The 12107-nt window shown below is 67.1% G+C and carries 10 protein-coding genes; 6 read left to right on the top strand and 4 right to left on the bottom strand.

Annotation, left to right across the window (positions count from 1 at the left end; genetic code table 11):
* Positions 1–64: 64 nt before the first annotated feature.
* Positions 65–490 (top strand): TonB-dependent receptor, encoded by a 426-nt coding sequence (locus FHS74_RS29300; protein ID WP_184807813.1) that lies wholly within the window; start codon positions 65–67, stop codon positions 488–490.
* Positions 491–512: 22 nt separating this feature from the next.
* On the top strand, positions 513–1841 hold the full coding sequence (locus FHS74_RS29305) for an LLM class flavin-dependent oxidoreductase (RefSeq protein ID WP_184807814.1): 1329 nt from the start codon (positions 513–515) through the stop codon (positions 1839–1841).
* Positions 1842–2001: 160 nt separating this feature from the next.
* Here the strand turns inward: FHS74_RS29305 and FHS74_RS29310 are convergent, their stop codons facing one another.
* From FHS74_RS29310 to FHS74_RS29325, 4 genes are read right to left on the bottom strand one after another with little or no spacing between them, the layout of a single operon-like run.
* Complete coding sequence (locus tag FHS74_RS29310; protein ID WP_184807815.1) at positions 2002–3351, bottom strand: LLM class flavin-dependent oxidoreductase; 1350 nt, start codon at positions 3349–3351, stop codon at positions 2002–2004.
* Between the two features lie 17 nt (positions 3352–3368).
* On the bottom strand, positions 3369–5864 hold the full coding sequence (locus tag FHS74_RS29315; RefSeq protein ID WP_184807816.1) for a TonB-dependent receptor domain-containing protein: 2496 nt from the start codon (positions 5862–5864) through the stop codon (positions 3369–3371).
* A gap of 33 nt (positions 5865–5897) precedes the next feature.
* Positions 5898–6869, bottom strand: a complete 972-nt coding sequence (locus FHS74_RS29320) for an ABC transporter substrate-binding protein (protein WP_184807817.1) — start codon at positions 6867–6869, stop codon at positions 5898–5900.
* Positions 6870–6874: 5 nt separating this feature from the next.
* Positions 6875–7756, bottom strand: a complete 882-nt coding sequence (locus FHS74_RS29325; RefSeq protein WP_184807818.1) for a class II aldolase/adducin family protein — start codon at positions 7754–7756, stop codon at positions 6875–6877.
* 320 nt (positions 7757–8076) lie between these two features.
* On the opposite strand from FHS74_RS29325, the gene FHS74_RS29330 reads away from it, so the two are divergent.
* From FHS74_RS29330 to FHS74_RS29345, 4 genes are all read left to right on the top strand, one after another.
* A complete protein-coding gene (locus FHS74_RS29330) occupies positions 8077–8367 on the top strand; it encodes a co-chaperone GroES (protein WP_184807819.1) in 291 nt (96 codons plus the stop codon).
* A 20-nt stretch (positions 8368–8387) separates the two neighbouring features.
* Positions 8388–10013: a chaperonin GroEL gene (groL, locus tag FHS74_RS29335; RefSeq protein WP_184807820.1), complete on the top strand. Its 1626-nt coding sequence runs from the start codon at positions 8388–8390 to the stop codon at positions 10011–10013.
* A 93-nt stretch (positions 10014–10106) separates the two neighbouring features.
* Positions 10107–11159, top strand: a complete 1053-nt coding sequence (locus tag FHS74_RS29340) for an isopenicillin N synthase family dioxygenase (RefSeq protein WP_184807821.1) — start codon at positions 10107–10109, stop codon at positions 11157–11159.
* An 89-nt stretch (positions 11160–11248) separates the two neighbouring features.
* The gene (locus FHS74_RS29345; protein WP_246463464.1) at positions 11249–12094 is read left to right on the top strand and encodes a MetQ/NlpA family ABC transporter substrate-binding protein; all 846 of its coding nucleotides are present in this window, start codon (positions 11249–11251) and stop codon (positions 12092–12094) included.
* Positions 12095–12107: the final 13 nt, after the last annotated feature.

Below are 12107 nucleotides of genomic sequence, written 5' to 3' on the forward strand. Positions count from 1 at the left end.
CCCGTGATCTGCGACCGCTTCGCCCGCGCCATCTTCACCTCCATCATTCCCAAATTTTAGGGTGATGGCTCTCCACTTTTCCAGGGCAAGTCCAGTATCGCCGCTGCCCCGCTCCACCTACGGCGCGCTGACCGCGGCCTATCCCCGCAACACCACCCGCGCCTCCGCCACCTGGTTCCTGGACGACTGGGAAACGACGCTGCGCGCCAGCCGCTATTCCTGGACGCGGACCTACAGCGACCGGGGCGCCGCCTATGATGAGGTGGTGCGGCCCGCCTACATCTTCGATCTGGACGTGACCTATGCGGTCACCAAGACCCTGAAGGCCTCCATCGGGGGCAACAACATCTTCGACAAGCGGCCGGAGACGTTGAGCGCCCTGGCCCAGGCGGCCTCACCCATCTACCAGACGAACCCCAGCTACAGCTCCGCCTCCATCTACGGATCGGAGGGGGGCTACTACTACGCCCGCCTGACCTACACGTGGTGATCATTCACAATCGGAGGGTCCGATGCCCCGCACGCAGCTGAACCTGGTCGGCTTCCTCAGCGGCTCCGCCGTCAATGGCGACAGCTGGCGCCATCCCGACAGCGACATCGACGCCGATCTCGATTTCGGGCGCTACAAGGCTTACGCCCAGGCGCTGGAACGGGGGAAATTCGACGCCCTGTTCTTCTACGACAACGTGCTGGGCGTGGCCGACCCGGCGTGGCTGACCGCCAATCCCGGCGTGCCGCGGTGGGAACCGCTGACCCTGTTGGCGGCCTTGGCGGTGGTGACGGAGCGCATCGGCCTGATCGGCACGGCCAGCACGACCTTCAACGAGCCCTACAACCTGGCCCGCCGCCTGGCCTCGCTGGATCATCTCAGCGGCGGTCGGGCCGGATGGAACGTGGTGACGGCCACGGGCGGGGCGGAGAATTTCAACCTGGACACCCACATCGACCATGCCGAACGCTATCAACGGGCGCATGAATTTTATGACGTGGTCACCGGCCTGTGGGACAGCTACGCCGACGGCGCCTTCGTGAAGGACAGGGCCAGCGGGCGCTGGACCGACCCCGCCAAGGTGCATGTCCTGAACCATAAGGGGCGTTTCTACCAAGTGCAGGGACCGCTGAACACGCCCCGGCCCGTGCAAGGCCATCCGGTCATCGCCCAGGCCGGCGCCTCGGACGACGGCCGGGAACTGGCCGGCCGGGTGGGGGAGGTGCTGTATACGGCGGAGCATGACATCGCCCTGGCCCGCGCCTTCCACGCCGATGTGAAGGAGCGCGCCGTCCGCCATGGCCGCCACCCCGACCATGTGCGCATCCTGCCCGGCGTCTCCCCCTTCGTCGGGCGCACGCTGGGGGAGGCGGAGGACAAGTACGAGGATCTGCTGCGCCACCGCGACGCCGCCACCACCCTGCGCGGCCTGTCCACCTACGCCAGTTTGGGCGTCGATCTCTCCACCCTGCCGTTTGAGGAGCCCATTCGCCTGCCCGACGAGATCGCGGAGACCAACAGCCACAAAAGCCGCCAGCGCCTGATGGTGGACTGGATCCGCCAGGACCGCCCCACCGTGCGTCAGCTGTACCGCAAATTCACCGCCGGCGGGCATCGTGTGCTGGTGGGCACGCCGCGAAGCATCGCCGATGATTTCGAGGAGTGGTTCACCACCGGTGCCGCTGACGGCTTCACCATCATGTTTTCCTCCGCCCCGGCCGGCATCGAGGACTTCGTCGACCTGGTGGTGCCGGAACTGCAGCGGCGCGGCTTGTTCCGGCAGGATTACCCCGGTCGCACCCTGCGGGATACATTGGGTTTGCCCGTGCCGCGCAACCGCTTCTTCGCCTGAAGCGCCACGCGGATCAAGTGTGCCCGTCGGCTCCGCCTGATGTGTCCGGCGGCGAAGGATGTGACCTTCGCCGCCGGCGGGGGCGATGGGAAGGCGCTGGGGCAACCTTCCCTCGCGGTGCTGGCCTTCGCGGTGCGGGATCGCCAGTGAGACGCAAGTTTCAAGCCCGCCGCTTGCCACCATCGGCGAACCGGTTTCCCGGACGCGCCAACCCCAGGTTCTCCCGCAGGGTGCGGCCTTCATATTCCGTTCGGAACAGGCCGCGCCGCTGCAGTTCCGGCACCACCAGGTCGACGAAGTCGTCGACGCCCCCCGGCAGGTGGGAGAACATGATGTTGAAGCCGTCCGCCCCGCCCTGGTGGAACCAGGCGGCGAAATCGTCCGCCACCGTCTCCGGCGTGCCGATCAGGATGCGGTGACCACCGGCGGTTAGCTTGCGGAACAGCTGCCGGATGGTGGGGTTCTCTCGCCGGATCAGGTCCAGCACCAGGCGCTGGCGGCTCTTGTGGGTATTCGTTTCCGGGATCACGTCGGGCAGGGGCACGGGGCCGTCCAGCGGGTGGGCCGACAGGTCGACGCCGATGTTGATGAAGTTGGAGATGCCCTTCAGGCTGGCCGCCGGGTCCAGCAGGTCCTGAAGCTGGTCGTACTTCGCCTGCGCCTCGGCCTGTGTCGGCGCGGTGATGACCGACACGCCGGGCAGCACCTTCAGGCTGTCGGGATGGCGGCCGTATTTGGCGGCGCGGCCCTTGACGTCGCGGATGAAGGCTTGCGCCTCCTCCAGCGTCTGGGCGGCTGTGAACACCAGGTCGGCGGTGCGCGCCGCCAGTTCGCGGCCGGGATCCGACGATCCGGCTTGCGCCAGCACGGGATAGCCCTGGGGTGGGCGCGGGGCGTTCAAGGGCCCCTTCACCTGGAAGTGCGGCCCCTTGTGGTTCAGGACGTGCAGCTTGTCCACATCCAGATAGATGCCGCTGTCCTTGTCGCCAACGACGGCGTCGTCCTCCCAGCTGTCCCACAGGCCGGTGATGACATTGAAGAACTCCTCCGCCCGCTCATAGCGTTGGGCGTGCAAGACGTGGTCGTCGCGGTTGTAGTTCTCCCCCCCGCCCAGCGAGGTCACCAGGTTCCAGCCGGCACGCCCGCCACTCAGCTGGTCCAGCGAGGCGAAGCGGCGGGCGAGCGTGAACGGTTCATTGTAGGTGGTGTTGGCGGTGGCGATCAGGCCCAGATGCCGCGTCACCACCGCCAGCGCCGGCAGCAGGGTCAGGGGGTCCCACCGAACCGCCTGGGGGTTGCGCGCCAGGACATGCGGGTCCAGTTCAGGCACGCTGACGGTGTCGTTCATGAACAAGGCGTCGAATTTTCCCGCCTCCAGCTTCTGGGCCACGTGGCGGTAGAGGTCGAAGCTGGTGCCGGCGTCGGGCGCCACGCCGGGCAGCCGCCAGCTGCCCCCGTGGCTGCCGTTGCCGGAAAGGAAGGCGCCCAGCTTGAGGAAGCGCTGCGTCATGGCCTGGATCCCTTGTGTCAGAGCGCGATCTTGAGGCGCGTGTAGTAGAAGCCGCCGTAGAAGCCGAAGGGCGAGATGCTGGAATAAGGCGGGAAGCCGTTGGTGTCGGCGACGGTGTTCTTGCTGGGATAGACATCGAAGACGTTGTTGGCGCCGACGGCGATGGTCAGCCGGTCGGTGACCGCGTAGGCGATGTCGATGTCCGTCAGCCAGCGGGGCGCGTAGAACTGGTCGTACAGGGGATTGACGTTCAGGTAGGCGACACCGTCGTAGCGGGTTTCCCGCAGGGTCAGGGCCAGGGCGCCCACCGTCCATTCCTGGCTCAGGATCAGCTTGGTTTCCGGGTTGGCCACCGTCACCGCCCCCTGCGCCGCCCGGTCGAACAGGGTCAGGCCCAGGCCGGCCAGCTGTGTCGGCGTGTCGCGGATCTTGGTGATCTTCGTCCGGTTCCAGTTGAAGGCCGCCGTCCAGCGCAGGGTGCCCAGGTCCCCGGCGCCCAGTTCGTCCAGGTGCTGCAGATAGCTGGCGACCACATCCACGCCCTCGGTCCGGGTGTCGATCGCGTTGGTGAAGTACTTGATGTACTGGTTGGGGGAGAAGCCGTTGGCCACCAGGATGGCGTTCACCGCCGAGCCTGACAGGAAACCCGTCTGGGCGATGCGGTTGTCCAGGTAGATCAGATAGGGGTCGATGGTCACGCTGATGTCGTGCGTCGGCGCCAGGGTCAGGCCGACGCTGTAGCTGGTCGATTCCTCCGGCCGCAGCGGCGTGGCGCCCAGCGCCTTGCCGATGGCGCTGTCCACCTGCACCGACTTGGAGGTGATGAACTGGCTGACGCCGTTGACGATGGTGTACTGGTTCGACGTCTGGGCGTAGCCCTCCTGGGCCAGCGACGGCGCGCGGAAGCCGTTGCTGATGGTGCCGCGCACGGCCACGCCGGGCAGGATCTCATAACGGGTGGAGATCTTGCCGCTTTCCGTGTCGCCGGCGCTGTCGTCGTAATATTCGGCGCGGCCGGCCAGGTCGACGTACCAGTCCGGCGTGGGGTTGAAGCCGAAGTCGACATAGGCCGCGTAGTTGTTGCGGTCCAGGTCGGCCTGGTCGCCCGGCGTCACCGTGATGGCGCCCTGGGCGCCCACCGACGCCGGCTTTCCGGCCAGGGACCCGCTGGTATAGATGTAGCCGCCATTGGTGTAGGAGGCGGCGTCGCGGCTTATGGTCTGGTAGCGCTCATGGCGGTGTTCCACGCCGCCGGACACCTGGACGGGGCTACCCAGGCCAAGTTCCACCTGCCGGGTCAGGTCCAGGTTGGTGGTCCACTGGCTGAAGACCGAGGTGAAGGTGTTGAAGCTGGTTGGGCTGCTGGGCCCCAGCGAGGCGTTGATGGTGTTGGTGGCGCCGTTGTCGACGGTGTCGCGGCCATAGGTGGAACTCAGGTCCCAGTCCCAACCGCCCGCCTTGCCCTTCAGCCCGGCCAGGCTCTGAAAATCCACCTCGGCCAGGGTGTAGTAAGGCACGAAGCCATCGGGATAGACCGAGGGCACGTCGTTGGTTGAGTTGGGGCGGCGGAAGTTCTGGCCGATGAAGGCGTCCCGCTTGCTGACGGTGCTGAAGGAATAAGCGGTGAGGGCGTCGGTCAGCGGAAGCTCGGCATTATAGGAGACGTCCGCCTTCCAATATTTGGGCAGGCCGCCGCCGAACACCGTCTTGTTCGCGGTGGCTTCGCGCGGATCCGCCTTGCCGTTGACGGTGTCGTAGAACGCGCCGGTGGCCGCCACCGAGCGGGTGGTGGCCCGGTCGCGCCGCGCGTCCACTGCCAGGTCGATGAAGCCACCGCCGGGCAGGGCGAAGGCATGATCCAGGCTGGCCTGAAGACTCTGGCCGTCGACATGGTCGTCGTAGTTGTAGGGCTCGCGCTGGCCGGCGGTGGCGGTGAAGGTGCCGCCATGATCCTCGGACTTCAGGATGATGTTGATCACGCCCGCGATGGCGTCGGACCCGTATTGGGCGGCGGCGCCATCGCGCAGGATCTCGATGTGGCCGATGGCGCCTTGCGGGATCAGGTCGATATCCACCGGGTTGGCGCCATTGTCCAGGTTGCCGGACGACAGGTTGATGAGCGAGCTGTTGTGGCGCCGCTTGCCGTTGACCAGCACCAGGACGTGGGATCCGCTGAGGCCGCGCAGGCCGGCCGGACGCACCAGGCTGTCCCAGGACGAACTGCTGACCGTCTGCGTCTGGAAGGAGGGCACCAGCGTGCTCAAGGCGTCACGTAGGCTGGTATTGGCACCCAGCGCCTGTAACTCGTCGCCGGAAAAGACATCGATGGGGGCGGGGCTGTCGGCGACGGTGCGGCCCTTCCCGCGGCTGCCGGTGACGACGATGACATCGCTGATGTCGCTGGTGGCATCGGCCGCCGGGCCGGCGGCATTGGGCGCGGTTTGCGCCCGGGCGGCGAGGGGGAACAGCAGGGTGGTGGCCAACAGGGCGGCGGTCAGGGAATGGCGGCGCACGGGAATGGCTTCCTCTTCTTGGCGGGTTGATGGTTACGTGCCCAGCAGGGCGCTGTAGCGCGTGTCCCACAGCGGGCGCACGTCGATGGGGCGGTCGATGGCCTTGACCGCATGGAAGGTGTCGGCGATGTCCTGCTGGTCGCGGATGACGTCCTCGCTGACGGCGGTCAGGCGGGGCTGGCGGTGTCGTTGCTGGAATTCGCGCAGGTAATAGGCCTCGGGCGCGCCGGTGACGTCCGCCCAGCGCTTGGCCGAGCGGGCCAGGTTCTTTCCTGACCAGTCCCAGACCGTCTGCTCGCGCCGCAGGTAGTCGCCGATGGCCTCCGCCTTCGCGGGGTCCTTGAGGGAATTGCGGTTGGCGGCGATGACGAAATTGCCGGAATACAGCCCTTCCATGTCGCTGATCACCCAGCGGGCGTTGTTGTGCCGCAGCAGTTGCCAGGTGACGTAGCCGCCGGACACGATGGCGTCGATATGCCCGGCCAGGAAGGCGGCGGCCCCGTCCTGGACGCTCAGCGGCACCGGCACGATGTCGGCGAAGGTGAGGCCGGCGGTGGCCAGGATCTTGATGAGGTAATAGTGGTTGTTGGTGGCGCGGACGTAGCTGACCCGCTTGCCCCGCAGATCCTCGACCCGGCGGATGGCGCTGTCGCCTTGCGCCAGCAGTCCCGAGTTGTTGACGTCGCCGCGCAGCACCGCGATCAGGCTGAGCGGCACGCCCGATGGCACGGAGAAGATGGGCGGAATCTCGCTCATGAACGAATAGTCCAGGGCGTTGGCGGACAGGGCCTCCAACACCATGGTGCCGCCGGGCAGCTCGGCGTAGGACACGCGATAGGGCACGTCGGCCACGCCGGCGTCCTCGAAGAAGTACGAGGCGGTCAGCTTGTAGCGCCACACCGACAGGGTCAGGTCGCGGGGGATGGCGGCCCAGCTCGGGCGGGGCGCTGCCAATAGCGCGCCGGCCCCGGCCAGCAGGTCGCGGCGGTTCAGTCGCAGGGCCATGGCGGTCAATCCAGCAGGTCGGGTTCTTCGCGAACCACCCGGTCCCACAGCGGCAGGAAGCTGAGATAGGCCCACACTTCCAGCCGCGCCCGGGTCTGGGGGGAGGGGCTGGGCAGGCTGGTGACGATGGGATTGCCGGCGGACTGGGCCAGCAATTGCGCCCGCGCCGCATCCTCCAGCGCGATGAAGCGCCAGGCGGCCGCCTCGACCGTGGCCCCCACCGTCCAGAAGCCGTGATTCTGCCAGATCAGGGTGTTGTGGCCGCCCAACGCGGTGACGGCCTGGGCCACGATGCGCTCACGGTCCTGGTCATAGCTGCCGCCGGGGGTGCGGACGGGGTCGAACAACGCCTGGTCTTCGTGGAACAGGCCGGCGTCGGCGGTGATGGGCTCCACCGGGCGGCCGAAGGCCGACCAGACCTTGCCGTAAAAGGAATGGGCATGGGCGATGCCGACCACTTCCGGCCGGGCCCGCTGGATGGCGTCGTGATAGGGCAGGCCCGACAGGTTCAGCAGGCCATCGCCCTGCAACACCTCCTCCCGCCCATCCACCAGGATCAGGTCGGAGGCCCGGATGTGGCTGTAGGACACGCCCAGGGGGTTGATCCAGAAATGGTCGGTGTGGATGGGGTCCCGCGCGCTGAAATGCCCGGCCAGACCGGATTCAAAGCCATGGCGGGCGAACAGGCGGAAGGCCGCCGCCAGCCGCTGCTTGCGGTGCTGGCGTTCCGCCTCCGCTGTCGGCTGTGGCGCCGGCAGTTCCCAGCGTGGCTCGTTCCCCTGGCGCGGCACCTGGCGGATCGCGGGGGGACGCGGCGAAGGGGCATGCGGGCCTTGTCCAGCGTGCGCAACGGCGTGCGCCCGCAAATCCCCCAGGGATGCGGTCATGTCGATTCCCATCATTTTGGAATATTGGTGAGGCCGACGATGACTCGATATGAACCCGTTAAATATCTATTTGTGTTAAAGTGCATCTTTCGCCGGGCGCATATTATATCCACCAAAAATATATTCAGTTTTGCTCAAGTGCTTTCGCGCCGCCATCGCCCCATAGGGGCGGTGCACCGCCGCTCAGCCCTTCGGTTCGAGAGGGCGGCGGCGCGTGATTTAAAAACACCAAAAGAAAACGTTAAATTTATGTGTATTGACTATCGTATGTGTGGATTTTTATGGTTCCACGCATTCACCCGTTACGGAGAACCAATTCCATGTCGTTCCGTCCCCTGCATGACCGCGTCGTCGTCCGGCGCCTGGATCAGGAAGAGAAGACCAAGGGCGGGATCATCATTCCCGACACCGTGAAGGAGAAGCCGCAGGAAGGTGAGGTTGTGGCCGTCGGCCCCGGCGTGCGCGATGAGCACGGCCGCTTGCAGCCGCTGGACGTCAAGGTCGGCGACCGCATCCTGTTCGGCAAATGGTCGGGCACGGAGATCAAGGTCGATGGCGTCGACCTGTTGGTCTTCAAGGAAAGTGACGTCATCGGCGTCTTCGTGCGCTAAGCGAAAAAGGGAATAAGAAAATGGCTGCCAAGGACGTGAAATTCGGTACCGATGCCCGCGAACGCCTGCTGCGCGGCGTGGACATCCTGGCCGACGCCGTGAAGGTGACCCTGGGTCCCAAAGGCCGCAACGTCGTCATTGAGAAGAGCTTCGGCGCCCCGCGCATCACCAAGGACGGCGTTTCCGTCGCCAAGGAGATCGAGCTGGCGGACAAGTTCGAGAACCTGGGCGCCCAGCTGGTGCGGGAAGTGGCGACCAAGACGGCCGACCTGGCCGGCGACGGCACCACGACGGCCACGGTGCTGGCCCAGGCCATCGCGCGGGAGGGCACCAAGGCGGTGGCCGCCGGCCTGAACCCGCTGGACCTGCGCCGTGGCATCGACCGCGCCGTCGCCGCCGTGGTGGCCGACGTCAAGGCCCGCTCCAAGAAGGTCTCCACCAATGAGGAGATCGCCCAGGTCGGCACCATCTCCGCCAATGGCGAGGCCGAGATCGGCCGCATCATCGCCGAGGCGGTGGCCAAGGTGGGTGACGAGGGCGTCATCACCGTGGAAGAGGCCAAGAGCCTGGAAACCGAGCTGGACGTGGTGGAGGGCCTGCAGTTCGACCGCGGCTACCTGTCCCCCTATTTCGTCACCAACGCCGAGAAGCTGGTGGCCGAACTGGACAACCCTTACATCCTGATCCACGAAAAGAAGCTGGGCAGCCTGCAGCCCCTGCTGCCGTTGCTGGAGGCGGTGGTGCAGAGCGGCCGGCCCCTGCTGATCATCGCCGAGGATGTGGAGGGCGAAGCGCTGGCCACCCTGGTGGTCAACAAGCTGCGCGGCGGCCTGAAGATCGCTGCGGTGAAAGCCCCTGGCTTCGGTGATCGGCGCAAGGCCATCCTGGAAGACATCGCCATCGTCACCAACGGCGAGGTGGTGTCCGAGGATGTGGGCGTGAAGCTGGAGAATGTGGGCCTGGCCCAGTTGGGCACCGCCCGCCGGGTGCGCATCACCAAGGACGACACCACCATCATCGACGGCAGCGGCGGGACCGAGGCGGTGAACGGCCGCATCAGCCAGATCAAGACGCAGATCGAGGAGACCACCTCGGACTACGACCGCGAGAAGCTGCAGGAGCGCCTGGCCAAGCTGTCGGGTGGCGTGGCTGTCATCCGCGTGGGTGGTGCCACCGAGGTGGAGGTGAAGGAACGCAAGGACCGCGTCGATGACGCGGTGCACGCCACCCGCGCCGCCATCGAGGAAGGCATCGTCCCGGGCGGCGGCGTCACCCTGCTGCACGCCACCCGGGCCGTCGACGCCCTGGTGCCGGTCAATGGTGACGAGCGCGCGGGCATCGCCATCATCCGCAAGGCCCTGCAGGCGCCGGTGCGGCAGATCGCGGAGAACGCGGGCACCGACGGTTCCATCGTCGTGGGCAAACTGCTGGAGGCCAACGACCCCAACTTCGGCTACGACGCGCAGAAGGGCGAGTTCACCGACCTGCTGAAGGCCGGGATCATCGATCCCACCAAGGTGGTGCGCGTGGCCTTGCAGGACGCGGCCTCCGTTGCCGGCCTGCTGATCACCACCGAAGCCCTGGTGACCGAGAAGGCCGAGAAGAAGGCCGGGCCGGCGGGTGCCGGCCTGGATCAGGATTTTTAACCCCGGATTCTGATCCCGGACTTCTGACCTGCCCTTTGGGGGCGCGGGTGTCTGCCCCACCCGCGCCCCCGTTTCCCTTTTTTGGAAGATGCCATGACCGCCCCGCTACCGATCCTGGACCTTGGCCGTTTCAATGCCGGCGGTGTCGCCCGCGACGGGTTCCTGGCCGACCTGCGGGCCGCCGTGCGGGAGGTCGGCTTCTTCTACCTGTCCGGTCATGGCGTTCCCGATGGCCTGGCCCAGGCGGCCTGGGCGGAAGCCCATCGCTTCTTCGACCTGCCCCCGGCGGCGAAGGACGCCATCGCCATGGTCAACTCCCCGCACTTCCGGGGGTACACGCGGGCGGGTGCCGAACGGACGCGCGGGCAGCCGGACTGGCGTGAGCAACTGGACATCGGCACCGAACGCGCGGCCCTGGCGGTGCGGCCCGGCGCCCCGGCCTGGACCCGGCTGCCGGGACCCAACCAGTGGCCGGCGGCCCAGCCGGCCCTGCGCGACGCCTTGCTGGCCTGGCAGGAGGCGGCCACCACCATCGCCATCCGCCTGCTGCGCGCCTTCGCCCTGGCCCTGGGCCAGGCGGCCGACGCCTTCGATCCCATCGTCGCGGAGACGCCGAACCAGCATCTGAAGATCATCCGCTATCCCGGCCGCGCCAGCGGCGATGCCGCCGGCCCGGACGGGCGGGGGCAGGGGGTCGGCGCCCACAAGGACAGCGGCCTGCTGACCCTGCTGCTGCAGGATGACCAGGGCGGCTTGCAGGTGGAGACGGCGGCGGGCTGGGTGGATGCCGCCCCCATCCCGGGCACCTTCGTCGTCAACGCCGGCGAACTGCTGGAATTGGCGACGGACGGTTATATCCGCGCCACCGTCCACCGGGTGGTGGCGCCGCCGGCCGGGGCGCGGCGCACCTCCATCGCCTTTTTCCTGGGCGCGCGGCTGGATGCGCGCGTGCCCTTGCTGGCCTTGCCACCGGCCTTGAAGGCGGAGGCGCGGGGGCTGACCAGCGACCCGCTGAACCCGCTGTTCCACGACATCGGCGCCAATTACATGAAGGGCCGCCTGCGTTCCCACCCCGACGTCGCCCGCCGGCATTACGCCGACCTGCCCGAGGTGGCGGCGCTACCGGCTGTCGGGGAATATAGCTAATAAAAATTGTTAAATTAATATTATTGACTGCATTTGCTGTGAATTCCTACTCTCATCCCACAGTCGATGGGTGCTGATTGGGAATCAAGATGACGGCGATGGCTTGGATGGGCCGCGTGGCCCGGACGTGGATGCGGGGCTGGGCGCCCGTGGCGGCGCTGGTGGCGCTGATGCTGGCGGGGCAGCCGAGCCGGGCGGCGGACGCCCCCCTGCGCGTCATCGCCTCACCCGTCCCGCACGCGGAGATTCTGCAATTCATCCAGCGCAAGCTGGCGCCGGACCTGAAGCTCAAGATCATCGAGGCCAGCGGCGACCTGCGCCTCAATGAGCTGTTGGCCAAGGGCGACGTCGACGCCAATTTCTTCCAGCACCGGCCCTACCTGGAGTCCGAGGAGAAGTTGCTGGGCGTGACGCTGGCGGCGGTCGCCGCCGTGCATATCGAGCCGCTGGGCATCTACTCCACCAAGGTCAAGTCCTTCCAGGATCTGCCCCAGGGTGCGAAGGTCGCCATTCCCAACAACGTCGTAAACCTCAGCCGCGCCCTTTACCTGTTGCAGGACAATGGCCTGATCACCCTGCGCCAGGGGCCGGCGGCGCGGGACCGGCAACTGGCGACCTCCCGCGACATCACCGCCAACCCCAAGGATCTGAAGATCATCGAGGTGGACGCCGCCCAACTGCCGCGCACCTTGCCGGACGTGACCCTGGCGGTCATCAACGGCAACTACGCCCTGGAGGCGGGCTTGCAGCCGGCCAAGGACGCGCTGGCCTTGGAAAAGGCGGAGGGCAGCCCCTACGCCAACCTGCTGGTGACCACGCCGGCGCTGGAACACGATCCCCGGATCGTGCGGCTGGCCCAGCTGCTGACGTCGCCGGAGGTCGCCGCCTTCATCCGCGAGCGCTACAAGGGCGCCGTCATTCCGGTCCATCCCTGATGCGTCGTCGTCA

This window comes from Nitrospirillum iridis, from assembly GCF_014205765.1.
In the GTDB taxonomy this organism is placed as follows: Bacteria; Pseudomonadota; Alphaproteobacteria; order Azospirillales; family Azospirillaceae; genus Nitrospirillum; species Nitrospirillum iridis.

Coding starts and splice junctions, on each gene's coding strand:
- FHS74_RS29310 (WP_184807815.1), bottom strand. CDS start 3,351: ATGACGCAGCGCTTCCTCAAGCTGGGCGCCTTCCTTTCCGGCAACGGC.
- groL (WP_184807820.1), top strand. CDS start 8,388: ATGGCTGCCAAGGACGTGAAATTCGGTACCGATGCCCGCGAACGCCTG.
- FHS74_RS29325 (WP_184807818.1), bottom strand. CDS start 7,756: ATGACCGCATCCCTGGGGGATTTGCGGGCGCACGCCGTTGCGCACGCT.
- FHS74_RS29330 (WP_184807819.1), top strand. CDS start 8,077: ATGTCGTTCCGTCCCCTGCATGACCGCGTCGTCGTCCGGCGCCTGGAT.
- FHS74_RS29300 (WP_184807813.1), top strand. CDS start 65: ATGGCTCTCCACTTTTCCAGGGCAAGTCCAGTATCGCCGCTGCCCCGC.
- FHS74_RS29305 (WP_184807814.1), top strand. CDS start 513: ATGCCCCGCACGCAGCTGAACCTGGTCGGCTTCCTCAGCGGCTCCGCC.
- FHS74_RS29340 (WP_184807821.1), top strand. CDS start 10,107: ATGACCGCCCCGCTACCGATCCTGGACCTTGGCCGTTTCAATGCCGGC.
- FHS74_RS29320 (WP_184807817.1), bottom strand. CDS start 6,869: ATGGCCCTGCGACTGAACCGCCGCGACCTGCTGGCCGGGGCCGGCGCG.
- FHS74_RS29345 (WP_246463464.1), top strand. CDS start 11,249: ATGACGGCGATGGCTTGGATGGGCCGCGTGGCCCGGACGTGGATGCGG.